Annotated in this window: 9 protein-coding genes; 2 read left to right on the top strand and 7 right to left on the bottom strand. The window is 69.1% G+C overall.

What is annotated here, in order from left to right:
- Positions 1-4: 4 nt before the first annotated feature.
- Together rpoZ and folK are read right to left on the bottom strand one after the other, a co-directional pair.
- On the bottom strand, positions 5-409 hold the full coding sequence (gene rpoZ, locus NBY65_RS28830; protein WP_150042407.1) for a DNA-directed RNA polymerase subunit omega: 405 nt from the start codon (positions 407-409) through the stop codon (positions 5-7).
- Positions 410-510: 101 nt separating this feature from the next.
- Complete coding sequence (gene folK, locus NBY65_RS28825) at positions 511-999, bottom strand: 2-amino-4-hydroxy-6-hydroxymethyldihydropteridine diphosphokinase (RefSeq protein WP_150042408.1); 489 nt, start codon at positions 997-999, stop codon at positions 511-513.
- Between the two features lie 142 nt (positions 1,000-1,141).
- On the opposite strand from folK, the gene NBY65_RS28820 reads away from it, so the two are divergent.
- A complete protein-coding gene (locus tag NBY65_RS28820; protein WP_150042409.1) occupies positions 1,142-1,750 on the top strand; it encodes a LabA-like NYN domain-containing protein in 609 nt (202 codons plus the stop codon).
- 17 nt (positions 1,751-1,767) lie between these two features.
- Positions 1,768-2,430 carry a uracil-DNA glycosylase gene (locus NBY65_RS28815; protein ID WP_150042410.1) on the top strand — a complete coding sequence of 221 codons (663 nt, stop codon included), beginning with the start codon at positions 1,768-1,770 and terminating at the stop codon, positions 2,428-2,430.
- An 87-nt stretch (positions 2,431-2,517) separates the two neighbouring features.
- Here the strand turns inward: NBY65_RS28815 and NBY65_RS28810 are convergent, their stop codons facing one another.
- The 5 genes from NBY65_RS28810 to NBY65_RS28790 form a co-directional block, all read right to left on the bottom strand.
- The gene (locus tag NBY65_RS28810; RefSeq protein ID WP_150042411.1) at positions 2,518-4,047 is read right to left on the bottom strand and encodes an alpha,alpha-trehalose-phosphate synthase (UDP-forming); all 1,530 of its coding nucleotides are present in this window, start codon (positions 4,045-4,047) and stop codon (positions 2,518-2,520) included.
- Between the two features lie 767 nt (positions 4,048-4,814).
- Positions 4,815-6,566 (bottom strand): malto-oligosyltrehalose trehalohydrolase, encoded by a 1,752-nt coding sequence (gene treZ / locus NBY65_RS28805; protein WP_150042412.1) that lies wholly within the window; start codon positions 6,564-6,566, stop codon positions 4,815-4,817.
- A 13-nt stretch (positions 6,567-6,579) separates the two neighbouring features.
- Positions 6,580-8,778, bottom strand: a complete 2,199-nt coding sequence (gene glgB, locus NBY65_RS28800) for a 1,4-alpha-glucan branching protein GlgB (RefSeq protein WP_239002896.1) — start codon at positions 8,776-8,778, stop codon at positions 6,580-6,582.
- Positions 8,775-12,074: a maltose alpha-D-glucosyltransferase gene (treS, locus tag NBY65_RS28795; protein WP_150042413.1), complete on the bottom strand. Its 3,300-nt coding sequence runs from the start codon at positions 12,072-12,074 to the stop codon at positions 8,775-8,777. Before treS ends, glgB begins: the two co-directional genes overlap by 4 nt.
- On the bottom strand, positions 12,071-15,241 hold the full coding sequence (locus NBY65_RS28790; RefSeq protein WP_150042414.1) for a maltotransferase domain-containing protein: 3,171 nt from the start codon (positions 15,239-15,241) through the stop codon (positions 12,071-12,073). Before NBY65_RS28790 ends, treS begins: the two co-directional genes overlap by 4 nt.
- Positions 15,242-15,537 lie beyond the last annotated feature (296 nt).

The following is a 15,537-nucleotide window of genomic DNA, read 5'->3' as shown; positions in this document are numbered from 1 at the left end:
CTGTTTAGCGGCGCCGGCCGCCAAGCTCCGCCTCGATGGCGGCTTCGATGTCGTCGGGGGAAATATCATCGTTCTCGACCGGAAGCTGCTGGGCTTCTTCGTCGGCAGAGACGTCCTGCAGGCCGAAGATGTTCTGGTCGGTCGGGATGAGGTCCAGCACTTCCTCGTCGGCCGGCTCGGGCTCGGGGGCGCGGGAGAGCGACTTGACCAGGTCCTGCTCAAGGCGGTCCAACTGGATGGTCTCGTCGGCGATCTCGCGCAGGGCGACAACCGGGTTCTTGTCATTATCGCGGTCCACCGTAAGTTCCTCGCCACGCGAGAGATTACGGGCCCGCTGTGCGGCGAAAAGAACCAGCTCGAAGCGGTTCGGGACTTTCTGGACGCAGTCTTCGACGGTGACGCGCGCCATGCGCTCAACCTCCAGGGCCAGGCAATGCGGGTAATGGACCTAGATATGCCCCTCGGCCCCGCGGCGCAAGGGCTGGCGCACGGGCGCATGGCAGAAGCGGCCTAAAGGCGGGAAATCGCCTGGTCGCCGAGACCGGCCAGCAGGTCCCCGACGCTCCGGCGCAGCACCGGATGCACCCAGTCCGGCGCCACCTCGCGCAGCGGTGCCAGCACGAAGGCGCGCAGATGCGCGCGCGGATGCGGCAGCACCGGATCGGGGGCGGGCCGGACCTCGCCATGCAGGTCGATGATGTCGAGGTCGAGCGTGCGCGCGGCATTGGGCACGCTGCGCACTCGTCCCGCCCGCGCCTCGATCGCCTGCAGCCACTCCAGCAATGTGGCCGGCGCGATGGTGCCTTCGAGGGCGGCGACTCCGTTGATGTAGTCCGGCTGGCCGGACGGGGGCACGGGTGCAGTACGATACCATGACGAAATGGTCACGAGACGCAAACCAGGCAAGGAGCGCAATGCCTCGGCGGCGGCACGGCAGGTGACCAGCGCCGGGTGTCCTGCGGCATCGGGCAGATTGGCGCCAATGGCGACCAGGATCATCGGTTCTTCTCGCAGGGAGTTGACGCTTTCACCTTCCGGCAACTTGCGTGGTACACTATCATGATATGCACCGGTCGATTCTGTTTGCCACACACCGCACCGTATCGTAGCACCAACGAAGTTCCTAGAAAGGCTGCATCTGATGCATTTTCTTCCCACTGAACGCACCGCGTTGTTCATTGACGGTGCAAATTTGTATTCCGCTTCACGTAATCTTGGCTTCGATGTCGACTATCGTAATCTTCTCGATTTCTTTCGCAGGAAAAGCCATGTCATTCGCGCTTATTATTACTCTGCCGTTTTGGAAACCGAGGAATATTCCCCACTCAAGCCATTAACGGATTGGTTAGCCTATAATGGTTACACCCTGGTGACGAAGCCGGCCAAGGAATTCACCGATTCCACCGGCCGCCGTCGCGTCAAGGGCAACATGGATATCGAGCTGGCCATCGACATGCTCGAACTCGCCGACAAGATCGACCATGCCGTGCTGTTTTCCGGCGACTCGGATTTCCGCCGGCTGGTGGAGGCAGTGCAGCGTCGTGGCGTGCGGGTTTCGGTCGTCTCCTCGATCCGCACCTCGCCGCCGATGGTCGCCGACGAGCTGCGCCGCCAGGCCGACCAGTTCCTCGAGCTGTCCGACATCGCGCCGGAGTTCACCCGCCGGCAGATGGAACCGCGGCCGGCCCGCACGACGCCGCTGCGGCAGACCCCGGCCGAGCCCTTCGCCGACAGTGCCGAGGCCCCCTGAGCGGGATCAGTCCGCCGATGCTGCGCACCGAGCCGGCCGCGATCGCGGCCCCTTCGCATGATTGTCCGCTCTGCCCGCGGCTGGTTGCCTATCGGGCGGCGAACCAGGCGGCGAACCCCGATTGGTTCAACGGCCCGGTGCCCAGCTTCGGCCCGGTCCAGGCCCGCCTGCTGGTCGTCGGCATGGCTCCGGGCGTGCGCGGCGCCAACCGCACCGGCCGGCCCTTCACCGGCGACCATGCCGGGGTGTTGCTCTACCAGACCCTGCTGCGCTTCGGCCTCGCCGAAGGGACCTATCTGGCGTCTCCCGACGATGGGTTGGTGCTGAAGGACACGCGCATCGTGAACGCGGTGCGCTGTGTGCCGCCGGCCAACCTGCCGGAGCCGGCGGAGGTTGCCGCCTGCAATCCGTTCCTTGAATCAGAGCTGCGGGGAATGCCGCAACTGCGGGCGGTGCTGGCGCTTGGTGTGCTGGCGCATGCGGCGGTGCTGAAGGCTTGCGGCATTCCGCCAAGCCGCATCCGCTTCCGCCATGGCGCCATCCACGACCTGCCTGACGGGCTGCTGCTGGCGAACAGCTACCATGTCAGCCGCTACAATACCCAGACCGGGCGGCTGACCACGGAGATGTTCGAGGCGGTGATGCTCGACGTGCTTGGCCGGATCAAGGCCGCCGCCTGAAAGCCGGGTCCGGTCAAGAATAAAGAGCATGCCGGCCGGTGACGGCCGGCACGCTCCGGATTGTCGACCCGGGCTGGTGAGCGGGCGTCAGTTCAGCACGCGCCCGCCCGGCTTGCCTGCCCCAGCCCCGGCGAAGGCCGGTTCCATTTCGCTGCCGACGCGTTCGAGCGCGATGCGCGGCGCCACGATCGGCCGCTCCGCCACCGGCACCGGCAACGGGACCGGGGTCTTGGCCACGGTCAGCGTCGAGGCGCGCAGCAGCGCCGCCACGAAGGACCGGCCCCAGACCAGCGGCGAGCGGTGCTCGATCGCCGCCCACAGCGCCCGCCAGCGCGCCTGCCGCTCCTCCAGCCCCATGCGCAACGCCGAGTCGAGCGCATCGGCCATGGCGTCCGGGTCATGCGGGTTGACCAGCAGCGCGGCTTCCAGTTGCCGGGCGGAGCCGGCGAAGCGGGAAAGCACCAGCACGCCCGGATCGGCCGGATCCTGGGCGGCCACGAATTCCTTGGCCACCAGGTTCATGCCGTCGCGCAGCGGCGTGACCAGGCCGACCCGCGCCAGCCGCATGTAGCCCGCGACCGTGGAGCGCTCCACGCCGCGCGCGACCAGGCGCAGCGGCTGCCAGTCCGGCTCGCCCAGATCGGCGTTCAGCGCGCCGGCCTCGCGGTCGAGCGCGGTGCGCAGCGCCCGGTAGCTTTCCACGTCCTTGCGCGACATCGCCGCGATCTGCAGCATCGTCAGGTGGCCACGCCAGTCCTGCCGCTTTTCCAGCAGGCGGCGCAGGCCAACCAGCCGCTGCAGCAGGCCCTTGGTGGGGTCCAGCCGCTCCACGCCCAGGATCAGACGCTGCCCTTCCAGGTCGCGCCGCAGCCGGCGGACGGCGGGGCTCTCGGCCATCTCGGCGGCGCGGGCGGCGAAGCTGCGGGCCTCGATCTCGACCGGGAACACGCCAAGCCGGATCCGGCGCCCCCCGAAGAAAAGGCTGTTGCCCGGGCCGCGCATGGCGCCGGCCAGCACCTGGGCGGCGGCGGCGAAATTGGTGACGTCGTTGTCGGTCTGGAAGCCGATCAGGTCGGCCGACAACATCTCGCGCACCAACTCGGTCATTTCCGGCGCGGCGGCCAGTACGTCGGGCGAGCAGAAGGGGATGTGCAGGAAGAACCCGATCGGGTTGCGCACTCCGCGCGCCCGCAGCGCCGCAGCCATCGGCATCAGGTGGTAGTCATGCACCCAGATCAGGTCGGTGGGCCGCAGCAGCGGCTGCAGCGCCGCCGCCATGCGCGCGTTCACCTCACGGTACACCCGCGCGTCGCGCCGGTCGTACTGCATGAGCTCGGGCATGGTGTGCAGCAGCGGCCACAGCACGCTGTTGGAGAAGGCGTTGTAGTAACGGTCGTGCTCGTCCTGGGTCAGGTCGATGGTGGCGTATTCCACCGAGCCCGAGCGTTCGATCATGGCCGGCCGGCCGGCCGCGCCGGCGGCGATGACGCCGCTCCAGCCGAACCATAGCCCGCCGCGCTTCTCCATCAGCCCGTCCAGCGCGACAGCGAGACCGCCCGCCTGGGTGCCCGCCGAAGGGGCCGGTACCCGGTTGGAGACGACGACAAGCCGGTTCATGTGACCTCCAGCAACGCCACGGGCCGCACCGCGGAAAGACTGTCGCTTTCCCGCTCGTCCACGCCTGCGTCTCGTTCAGTACCGAGGGCGGGCGACATCCCGCCCAGGACGTCCGCGACGCGGCGCCCCGAAAGGAAACCAGATGGCAGCACGAGCTCTGCCGTGGTCCCGCTCCGCCGCGCCGTGGGATGCGGCAGGGACAGCGAGGGGGCAGGCCGCCGGGAAGGGAGTGGTGCATCCACACGCGGCCCGGCCACCGACCACGTCCGCGCACCGGCGTTCGGGGGGAACGCTCCGGTCGGGCAGGTATCGATATGGCAGGGCGGGAATGGCACCAGAAGCTCCTCGAGCGCTTGTCGCGCGGGCGTTATTCACCAGTTACGCATGGCAAGATTGCGGCGAAGAATCGGTCCCGTTGCGGCCGTCGCACGCCCGTCTGCCACGGCTTTGATGGGACGTTGTGTAAGCAACCCGCCAACATCACTGCGGGAGACGCAACAACCCGCGCCTCCGCCCTGCAGCCGGCGCCGGCATTCGCTGTCGCGATCAGTCGGCCACCAGTTACGCACGTCTCAGACGTGATCTTCTACGTTCAGAATACTGATCGGTTTCGTGCAATTGCGGAAGACAATGCCGTGAGCCCCACAATCGCATGCGAGAATCACCGGCTGCCCTGGTAAATGGGCCAGTGTGGAACGGGATTGGGGGATCCGCGCCTGTGCCGTCCGGGGCGCCGTCGAACCGGGGCGGCCGCCTGCCGGTCATGATCAGGCCAGCAGGAAGGCCACCGTGCAGCTTGCGGGCAAATGGCCGTGCCGTACCGCCTCGGCGGCGCCGGCACGGCTTTCGAACAGCATCGGCCCGTCCATGGCGTCGACCAGCAGCGGCGCCGGACCGAGATTGCAGGCGATGACCAGTTCCGTGCCATCGCCCATGCCCCAGCGCGCCAGCACCCCGGTCTCGCCGACCGGCCCGGCGCCGAGGCTGCGGCAGCCCGGAATCCGGGCCATCAGGTGACGCCGGCGCAGATCCAGCAGCAGATGGTACAGCGCCGCCATGCGTGGTTCGGCATCGGTGGGATCGGGCCGCGAGAGCAGGAAGGTTTCCGGGGCATTGGGATCGGGGATCCGGTCGCGCCGCCCGGCATCCGCGAAGGCAGCGAAATGGGCGAATTCCCTGCGCCGTCCTTCGCGCACCCGCCGCGCCAGCTCCGGGGGGTGGTCGGTAAAGTACAGGAACGGCGTCCGGCTGCCGCATTCCTCGCCCATGAACACCAGGGGGATCTGGGGCGTCAGCAGCAGCAGCGCCGCGGCGGCGCACAGGGCCTCGGGATCGGCGAGCAGGGTCAGCCGCTCGCCCATGGCGCGGTTACCGATCTGGTCGTGGTTCTGCAGGCAGATCACGAAGGCGGTGGTCGGCAGGTCGGCGCTCGGCTCGCCGCGGCGGCGGCCGCGCGCGGTGGTCTCGCCCTGCCAGGCGAACCCTTCCGCCAGGCAGCGCGCCAGCCGCGCCGCGGGATCGTCGAAATCGCCGTAATACCCCTCGCTCTCGCCGGTCAGCAGGCGATGGACGCAATGGTGGAAATCATCCGCCCATTGCCCGTCGAAGCGCGCGCCGCCAGCGAGCAGGCCGGCACGGTTGTCGCCATGTTCCAGCACCAGATGCACCGGACGCCCTGGCTCCACCCCGGCGCGGATGGTGCGGGCGAACTCCGGCAGCACTGCCTGCGGGGAGATGGCATGCACCGCATCGAAGCGCAGCCCGTCGAAGCGATACTCGTTCAGCCAGTACAGCGCATTCTGGATGAAGAAATCGCGCACCTCCGGCCTGTGGAAGTCGATCGCGGCGCCCCAGGGCGTGTGCTTGCCTTTGGTGAAGAAGGCGCCGGCATACCCATGCAGGTAATTTCCGTCCGGCCCGAAGTGATTATAGACGACATCGAGCAACACCATCAGCCCGAGCCCGTGCGCGCGGTCGACCAGTGTCTTCAGCTCGCCCGGGCTGCCATAGGCGGTCGCCGGGGCGAAGGGCAGCACCCCGTCATAGCCCCAGTTCCGCCGCCCCGGGAAATCGGCGACCGGCATCAGCTCGATCGCGGTGAAGCCGATGTCGCGCAGCCCTTCCAGCCGGTCGGCCAGCGCCATGAAGCCGCCGGCGAGGCCGACATGCACCTCGTAGATCACCGCCTCGTGCCAGGGGCGTCCGGGCGAGGGGTGGCGCCAGTCATGCGCGCGTGGGTCGAGCACCACGCTGCGGCCGTGCACGTCGCCGTCCTGCAGCCGGCTGGCCGGATCCGGCACCGCGCGCCCGCCGGGCAGGCGGTAGCGATAGCGCGCGCCGGCGCCACACTCCGCGCGCGCCTCGTGCCATCCCCCGGATCGCCGGGTCATCGTCAGCGGGGCGGCGCCGTCCACCTCCACCACCACCGACTTCGCATCCGGGGCCCAGAGCCGGAACAGCGTGCCGCCATCGGCCTGCAGCTCGGCCCCGAAGGGAAGCCGGTGGGCATGGCGTGTCATCCGAGGAAGCGTGTCATCCGGGGGCCTCGAGGAACAGCGTCGAGAGCGGCGGCAGGGTCAGGACCACGGAGCAGGGCTGGTCATGGCTGGGGACCTCCTCGGCCGTGCACCAGCCGCCATTGCCCAGGTTGGAGCCCCCGTACAGCGCGCCGTCCGAATTGAAGGTTTCCCGCCACGATCCGCCGCGCGGCACGCCGACGCGATAGCCCTGGCGCACCACCGGCGTGAAGTTGCAGACCGCCAGCACCGGCCGGTCGCCCTCGGCGCCGAAGCGCAGGAAGGCGAAGACGGAATACTCGCGGTCGTCCACCACCACCCAGCGGAACCCCTCCGGCACGCAGTCGCCCCGGTACAGCGCGGGGGTGGCGCGATAGAGCAGGTTCAGGTCGCGCACCAGCTTCTGCACCCCGGCGTGGCGCGGATCGTCGAGCAGGTGCCAGTCGAGCCCGTGGTCGTGGTTCCATTCCCGCGTCTGCGCGAATTCGCCGCCCATGAACAGCAGCTTCTTGCCGGGATAGGCCCACATGAAGCCGAGATAGCAGCGCAGGTTGGCGAAGCGCTGCCACTCGTCGCCGGGCATCTTGCCGAGCAGCGAGCCCTTTCCGTAGACCACCTCGTCATGCGACAGCGGCAGGATGAAGCGCTCGGAGAAGGCGTAGACCAGGCCGAAGGTGATGTTGTCGTGGTGCCAGCGCCGGTGGACCGGATCCTCGTGCATGTAATGCAACGTGTCGTGCATCCAGCCCATGTTCCACTTGTAGGCGAAGCCGAGCCCGCCGAAGGCGACGGAGGCATCGCCCGGGCCGCGGGTCACGCCCGGCCAGGCGGTACTTTCCTCGGCGATCATCGCCACCCCGGGGGCGCGCTCGTGCAGCACCTGCGACAATTCCTGCAGGAAGGAGATGGCCTCCAGGTTTTCCCGCCCGCCGTATTTGTTGGGCACCCACTCGCCCTGGCGGCGTGAATAGTCACGGTAGAGCATCGACGCCACCGCGTCCACGCGCAGCGCATCGGCGTGGTACTGCTCGATCCAGTGCAGCGCGCTGCCGATCAGGAAGCCGCGCACCTCGTTGCGGCCGAGATTGTAGATGTAGGTGTTCCAGTCCTGTTGGAAGCCTTCCTTCGGATCGGCATGCTCGTAGAGAGGGGTGCCGTCGAAGCGGGCGAGGCCGTGCGCGTCGGTGGGGAAATGCGCCGGCACCCAGTCGAGGATGACGCCGATTCCGGCCTCGTGCAGCGCATCGACGAGGCGGGCGAAATCTGCGGGCTGGCCCATGCGCGCGCTCGGCGCGAACTGCCCGAGCGGCTGGTAGCCCCAGGAGCCGTGGAAGGGATGTTCCATGACCGGCATGAACTCGACATGGGTGAAGCCCATGGACTGTACATAAGGAACCAGCTTCGCGGTCAGGGCCTGCCAGCTCGCCGGGCTCTCCGAGTCCGGCAGCCAGGAGGCGGCGTGCACCTCGTAGATGCTGATCGGCGCGTCCGGGGCGTTGCAGGCGCGCCGGCGGGCGAGATAGGCGGCATCGCGCCAGCGCAGGCGTGGATCGGCGACCACCGAGGCGGTGGCCGGCGGCACCTCCGCCAGCGCCGCCACCGGGTCGGCCTTCAGCGGCAACGGCTCGCCATCCGGCCCGAGCATCTCGTATTTGTAGATCACGCCGGCGCCGAGGCGGGGGATGAACAACTCCCACACCCCCGCGCCGTGGCGCAGCCGCATCGGATGGCGCCGCCCGTCCCAGTGGTTGAAGTCGCCAACGACGGAAACCCGGCGGGCATTCGGCGCCCAGACGGCGAAGCGCACGCCGCACACGCCCTCCAGCTCGACCAGTTGCGCGCCGAGGACGCGGCCGATCTCGCGGTGCCGGCCTTCGGCGAGCAGGTAGACATCCAGATCGCCCAGCGCCGGGCCGAAGGAATAGGGGTCCTCGGTCTCGTGCACCAGCGCGCCGCTTTCGATGCGAAGCCGGTACGGCACCGCCGCGCTGACCGCGCCGGCCCAGAACCCCGCCGGGTGGATGCGGTCGAGCTGGCCGAGCACGGCCTCGCCCTCGCGGGAGACCACCTCCACCGCGGTGGCATCGGGCAGGAAGGCGCGCACGGCGCCGCCATGCGGTCCCAGCACGGCGAAGGGATCGCCGTGGCGCGCCGACACGATGGCGTCGACGGCGCCGGGATCGACCCAGCAGGCGTTCATGGCGACATCGTTCATTCCGCAGGCTCCGGTTCTGGCACGAGCACGCGATCGGCGATCTCCGCAAGTCCGCGCAGCGGAATTCCGATCCAGCCCGGCCGGTTCTGCGCTTCGTAGCGCACCTCGTAGGCGGCCTTCTCCAGCAGGAACAGGTCGATCAGCGGCGTCTCGCTCCCCGCCGGCACCCAGCGCCGGGGGGCGGCGTCGAGCACGGCGAGATAGCTTTCCAGGAAACGCTGTGCGGCTTCGACGCGGAAACGCTCGAGCAGTTTCGCCCGCCTCTCTTCGGTGGCCGGGCTTGCCGCTGCCCGGCCGGGGGCGGCGGTGGCGGCGGCATACTCGAAGCTGCGCAACAGCCCGGCGACATCGCGCAGCGGGCAGGATTTCTGCCGCCGCTGCTGCATCGGCCGGGCCGGCTCGCCCTCGAAATCGATGATGTAGGCGTCGCCCGACACCACCAGCACCTGGCCGAGATGGAAATCGCCATGCACCCGCGTGCGCAGCCCCCCCAGCCCCGCCTGCGTCAGCCAGTGCACCGCCTCCCGCAGCCCGTCCGCCCGCGCGATCACGCCGGATGCCAGCTGGCGGGTTGCCTCGTCCGGCCAGTCGCCGCGGCCGCGCAGGATGTCCAGCATCAGGTCGATCTGCTCGATCGCGCCTTCGGCCCAGCTTTCCAGGATCGCCGCGTCGGCCTCTTCCGGCGCGAAGTCGGGATCCTCGGTCGGCTCCGCCAGCACCGCATGCATTTCCGCCAGCCGCCGTCCCATGGCCGCGGCGAAGCTCGCATAGGTGGCGAAGGCGTCGTACTCGGCCTCGGTCTCGTGGCCGGTGACGGCGATTTCCTCCACCGTGCGGGCGAGAAAGTCGAGCGTCCAGCCCCAGCCGTCGCCCTGGTTGCGCACGAAGGCCTGTGCCAGCATCAGCGTGTGCGGCGTGCCATCGGCGGCGACGCGCACCACCTCGCCGAGCAGGGGGGCGGTGTTGCCGAAGCCGCGTTCCGTCAGCACGCGTGTCATCTCGCCTTCCGGGTGAACGCCTGCGGCGACATGGCGCAGGATCTTCAGCACCAGCACATCACCCAGGATCAGCGAGCTGTTGGACTGCTCGGCCGAGAGGCGCCGGAACTCGGCATGTTCCGGCACCACCACCGCGCCCATGCGTGATGTGGGCAGGAAGCGGATCTCGCCCTGCGGCAGCGGCAGGCGGGCGCCGCGACGCAGCAATCCGACGATGGCATGGGTGAAGGCATCCACCGCGAAGCCGTCGGTCAGCACGCCGACCCGTCGCCCACGGCGGATGCGCGCCAGCGCGAGCTGCTGTGCCAGCGCTCCGGTTGTCTCGTCTTCCCAGGCGATGCCGAGCGGCAGCACGTAGTGCTCGCGCCGGTTGCCGTGCGTTGCCTCGATCTCGGCGAACAGCACGTCGGCGCCGTCCAGTGGCACCGCGTAAGCGAGCCGCACCGCCTCCAGCCGCTCGCCCTTGGCGGCGAACCAGCGCCGCTTCGGCACATAGGCGGGCAGTGCCTCGCGTTCGAGGATGGCGCGTCCCTGCGGCGCCAGGGCCTCCTCGATCCCCCGCCGCACCACGATGGTGGCGAATTCCGGCAGCGCATCCGGCACCGGCGCGTGCCAGGGCGGCAATTGCGCCTGCGCCGCCAGCAGGAACCAGAAGAAGCCGAAAGGCGGCAGGGTCAGCAGGTAGCTCAGCTGCCCCACCGGCGGGAACACCGAGCCGCCCACCATGTCGACCGGCAGCCGGCTGGCGAAGGCGGAGAGGTCGAGCTCCACCGCCTGCGCCGTGCGCGAGAGATTGCAGACGCACAGGATGGTCTCGGGATTCTCCCCCGGCAGCTCGCGCAGATAGGCCAGCACCTTGCGGTTGCCCGGATAGAGGAAGCGCAGCGTGCCCCGGCCGAAGGCGCTGAAGCGCCGCCGCACCGCGAGCATCCGTCGCATCCAGTTGAGCAGGGAATGCGGATCGGCTTCCTGGGCTTCCACGTTGAGCGCCTGGTAGCCGTACAGCGGATCCATGATCGGCGGCAGCACCAGCCGCGCCGGATCGGCGCGCGAGAACCCGCCGTTGCGGTCGCTGCTCCATTGCATGGGGGTGCGCACGCCGTCGCGGTCGCCGAGATGGATGTTGTCGCCCATGCCGATCTCGTCGCCGTAGTAGATCACCGGCGTCCCGGGCATCGACAGCAGCATGGCGTTCATCAGCTCGATGCGCCGCCGGTCGCGCTCGAGCAGCGGGGCAAGGCGGCGGCGGATGCCGAGATTGAGGCGCGCGCGCCGGTCGGCGGCATAGGTCTCCCACAGATAGTCGCGCTCGGCGTCGGTGACCATCTCGAGCGTGAGTTCGTCGTGGTTGCGCAGGAAGATCGCCCATTGGCAGGTGGGGGGAATTTCCGGCGTCTGGCGCATGATGTCGGTGATCGGGAAGCGGTCCTCCCGCGCGATCGCCATGTACATGCGCGGCATCAGCGGGAAGTGGAACGCCATGTGGCATTCGTCGCTGTCGCCGAAATACTGCTGGGTGTCCTCGGGCCACTGGTTGGCCTCGGCGAGCAGCATCCGTCCCGGCGCGTGCGCATCCAGCGCCGCGCGGATCTGCTTGAGGACGGTATGGGTTTCCGGCAGGTTCTCGTTGTTGGTGCCTTCGCGCTCCACCAGATAGGGGATGGCGTCCAGGCGCAGCCCGTCCACCCCCATGTCCAGCCAGAAGCGCATCACGCTCAGTACTTCCTGCAGCACGCGCGGGTTGTCGAAGTTCAGGTCGGGCTGGTGGGAATAGAAGCGGTGCCAGAAATAGGCCCCCGCCACCGGGTCCCAGGTCCAGTTGCTCTTCTCGGTATCAAGGAAGATGATGCGCGTGCCGGCGTATTTGTGGTCGGTGTCGGACCAGACATAGAAATTGCGCGCGGCCGAGCCGGGCCGGGCCTGGCGGGCCCGCTGGAACCACGGGTGCTGGTCGGAGGTATGGTTGATGACCAGCTCGGTGATCACCTTGAGCCCCCGTGCATGCGCCGCGTGGATGAAGCGCCGCACGTCGCCGAGATTGCCGTATTCGGGGTGCACGCCGCGATAATCGGCGATGTCGTAGCCATCATCGCGGCGCGGGCTCGGGTAGAACGGCAACAGCCAGATCGCGGTGACGCCGAGCTCGGCGATGTAGTCGAGCTTCGACATCAATCCCTTGAAGTCGCCGACCCCGTCGTTGTCGGAGTCGAAGAAGGACTTGAGGTGAAGCTGGTAGATGACGGCGTCCTTGTACCAAAGCGGGTCTTCGGGCGGCGGCGGTGCGGTGTGGTGGCTCATGCTGGTCCGGTCTGTGCGGGGGCTGCACGCCAGATGGCGTACGGTTCGGCGGGGTCGAGGGTGATACGTTGCCACTTGCCATGCCAGGCGACCATGCGCCGGCGCAACAGGTCCTCCGCGTGCAGGGTGCCGCTGTCGGGCAGGTGCCAGCGCCACAGCGGCAGCTCGATGGCGGCTTCCTGCCGGTGCATGGGATCGAGGCTCACCGCCACGATCAGCACGTTGGACCGGTCGGGCGTGGCCTTCTCGTACAGCAGGATCGCCTCGTTCGCCGCCGGCAGGAAGGTTACGCCGAGATGGCTGTGCAGGGCAGGGTTGAGCCGGCGGATGCGGTTCAGTTCGGTGATCTCGGCGACGATGTTGCCGGGGCGCTCCCAGTCCCAGGCACGCAGCTGGAATTTCTCGGAATCGAGATATTCCTCGCGCCCGGGAAGAGGGGTGCCCTCGCACAGCTCGAAACCGCAATAGACGCCCCACAGCCCCGACAGCGTCGCCGCCAGCGCGGCGCGGATCAGGAAGCCCGGCCGCCCGGAGGTCTGCAGGAACACCGGGTTGATGTCGGGCGTGTTGACGAAGAAATGCGGCCGGAAGAACTCGCGGGGCGCGGTGGTGGTCAGCTCGGTCAGGTATTCCTGCAGCTCGCGCCTGGAGTTGCGCCAGGTGAAGTAGGTGTAGGACTGGGTGAAGCCCAGCTTGGCCAGCCGGTTCATGATCTTCGGCCGGGTGAAGGCCTCGGCGAGGAAGATCGCGTCCGGATGGCGCGCCCGCACCTCGGCGATCAGCCATTCCCAGAACGGGAAGGGCTTGGTGTGCGGGTTGTCGACGCGGAAGATGCGCACGCCCTGCCCGCACCAGAACAGCACCACTTCCGCCAGCGCCACCCACAGCCCCGGCACGGCGCCGCGGGCGTAGAAATCGACGTTGACGATGTCCTCGTATTTCTTCGGCGGATTCTCGGCATATTTCAGCGAGCCGTCGGGTCGCCAGTCGAACCAGTCCGGATGTTGCTTCAGCCAGGGATGGTCGGGCGAGCACTGGATGGCGAAATCGAGCGCGAGCTCCAGCCCGTGCGCCGCCGCCGCCTCGCGCAGGGCCTGGAAATCGGCGAGCGTGCCGAGTTCGGGATGCAGCGCGTCATGCCCGCCTTCCGGCCCGCCGATGGCATAGGGGCTGCCAGGGTCGTCGGGGGCGGGGTGGAGGCTGTTGTTGCGCCCCTTGCGGTTGGTCCGTCCGATCGGGTGGACCGGCGGGAAATACAGCACGTCGAAGCCCATGTCGCGGATGCGCGGCAGGTGGCGGATGACGTCGCGGAAGGTGCCGTGCCGATGTTCATCGTCGCTCATCGAGCGCGGGAAGATCTCGTACCAGCTGCCGAAGGCGGCGGCCTCGCGTTCAGCATCGACCGGGCGGTCGCGGTCCAGCCGCACCGCGAAGGGCCGTTCGTCGGCGTCCGCCATCAGCCGGGCCGTCTCCTCGGCCAGCAGGATCGCCACCTGTTCGGCGGGGGCGGCGCTGTCCAGCCGGGCCAGTACCGGCTGCAGCCCGGGCACGCGCGCCACCGCGGCATCGACCAGCGCGCGTCCCTCGCGCAGTTCCAGGGTCACGTCCACGCCGGCGCGGTGCTTCTTGCCCAGCTCGTCGCGATAGCTGGCAAAGGCGTCACGCCAGGCCTCGATGGTGAACAGGTGCCGCCCTGCGCGCGCCAGCGGAAAGCTGGCCTGCCAGCGGTCATTGACCAGCGGGCGCATGCGTGCCTCGCGCCATTGCGCCTCGTCCGCCGGCCGCCACAGCAGCGCCACGCCGAGCTGGTCGTGACCGTCGCAGACCACATCCGCCTCGACGGTGACGATCTCGCCAGTCAGGCGCTTGGCCGGGAAGCGCCCGTCATCGACGCTCGGCGCCACCTGCTCGATGCCGATGCGCGGCGCGCCGGCTGCCTCGGCGGCACTCGGCCCCAGCGGATGGCGCGGCAACGGCACCGGCTGCGTCGGCTCCGGCACCAGCTCGCGCACTTCTCCCGGGGCCAGCGTCACGTTTTCCGCGATGGCGCCCAGGGAGAGTGACGCGGCCCGGTTGAGCGCCGCATTGGTCAGGATCAGCCGTTCGCCACGTCGGAAGGCAATGCCGTCGGCACCGGGGCCGCTGAGCAGCTTCGGGTTTCCCGTGGCCGGTTCCGCATTGGCGGCGCGAATGGTGGCGGCGAGATCGAAGGGGGGAGGCGGGGGCAGATCGCCCGGCGCGTCGCGGCGGGCATCCATCTGATCGGGCGAGGCGAACTCGAAGCCCATCGGCATCAGCCAGCCATCGCCGAAGGCGGCGGCGAAGCGGGCGGCGCGTTGCAGCACCGCCGGTCGCAGCGTGGCATCGGGCTGGCTTGCCGCCACCCGCGGCCCGAAAGGCGCCTCGGCACAGGCGATCACGCCGCCGATCCGCCGCAGGATCTCCGCCTCCGTCCACAGCCAGTCCGCCCGGAAGTCCCAATAGGGCAGCGAGGAAAACGAGAAGTCGAGGCCGGTGCCGGCAAGCGCGCGCAGTTGCGGCAGGGTCAGCTCCGGCGTCCAGCCCAGGAACAGGCAGGGGCCATCGTGCCGCGCCGCCGCGATCAATGCCCGCAGGGTCATTGGGTGCAGCCGTCCGAGGGCGAGCAGGCGATATCCGGCCACGCCCGCTTCCCGCCAGCCGTTCATCATCCCGGCCCAGAACGCGGCCAGCAGGGCGTTCTCCGCCTCGGCATGGGCACGGGCCGCCGGGGTGGCGTCGCGGCGTGGGTCAAGCGCCACGTCGGGATCGGGCGGGGTGAACAGGTCGGCCCGTTCGCGCACCAGCGGGGAGCGCATGCCGACACGGTCGGCCACCACGTCCATCAGCAGCTGCAGCTTGCGCTCGCGACACAGCGCGGCGATCCGGCGCAGGCCGTCCACCGCATCGCCGGGCCAGCGCAGGGCCGGGTGCAGGCGGGAGAAATCCTCCGGCAGGAAGATATCGTCGGCGGCGAACACCGGCGCGGTCAGCACATGAGTGAATCCCAGCGCCGCCGCGCGGTCCAGATGCAGGGCCCAGCCGTCGAGCGGACCAGCCTGCAGCGGATGGAGATAGTAGATTCGCGGATGCGTGGCGGATGCAAGTCCCGGAACATGCGCCTCCGCGGTGGTTCCGACCTGGTCCATCGTGTCCGTCCTCTCTTCACCCGCGCGTGGTGTCGGAAGCGCAGCACCTGGCCGTTGGTTGCGCGCCAGGATCTGCCGTCACGCCTGCAACCGAATCCTGGCCGGCCGGCAGCAAAGGGCAGGGCCGGCATCGGAAAAATGCCGAACCACACACACATCTTCGCCGACGGTATCGGCCGGGCGCAACCAAGCACGCCGGCGACCGGGTCGACAATCAGGAACACGACAGGGCGGAAGACGAGCGTGCATTGCGATCCCGTTGATCCTCGAAAGCCTGGCACAGAACGCGCGGCAGG

This window comes from Rhodovastum atsumiense, from assembly GCF_937425535.1.
In the GTDB taxonomy this organism is placed as follows: domain Bacteria; phylum Pseudomonadota; class Alphaproteobacteria; order Acetobacterales; family Acetobacteraceae; genus Rhodovastum; species Rhodovastum atsumiense.
Note: the sequence above shows the minus strand (reverse complement) of the source record. Positions and strands in the feature narration are given on the sequence as shown.

Bases quoted from the DNA above. Each gene is read 5' to 3' on its own strand.
- rpoZ (WP_150042407.1), bottom strand. From the start codon at position 409: ATGGCGCGCGTCACCGTCGAAGACTGCGTCCAGAAAGTCCCGAACCGC.
- folK (WP_150042408.1), bottom strand. From the start codon at position 999: ATGATCCTGGTCGCCATTGGCGCCAATCTGCCCGATGCCGCAGGACAC.
- NBY65_RS28820 (WP_150042409.1), top strand. From the start codon at position 1,142: ATGCATTTTCTTCCCACTGAACGCACCGCGTTGTTCATTGACGGTGCA.
- NBY65_RS28815 (WP_150042410.1), top strand. From the start codon at position 1,768: ATGCTGCGCACCGAGCCGGCCGCGATCGCGGCCCCTTCGCATGATTGT.
- NBY65_RS28810 (WP_150042411.1), bottom strand. From the start codon at position 4,047: ATGAACCGGCTTGTCGTCGTCTCCAACCGGGTACCGGCCCCTTCGGCG.
- treZ (WP_150042412.1), bottom strand. From the start codon at position 6,566: ATGACACGCCATGCCCACCGGCTTCCCTTCGGGGCCGAGCTGCAGGCC.
- glgB (WP_239002896.1), bottom strand. From the start codon at position 8,778: ATGAACGATGTCGCCATGAACGCCTGCTGGGTCGATCCCGGCGCCGTC.
- treS (WP_150042413.1), bottom strand. From the start codon at position 12,074: ATGAGCCACCACACCGCACCGCCGCCGCCCGAAGACCCGCTTTGGTAC.
- NBY65_RS28790 (WP_150042414.1), bottom strand. From the start codon at position 15,241: ATGGACCAGGTCGGAACCACCGCGGAGGCGCATGTTCCGGGACTTGCA.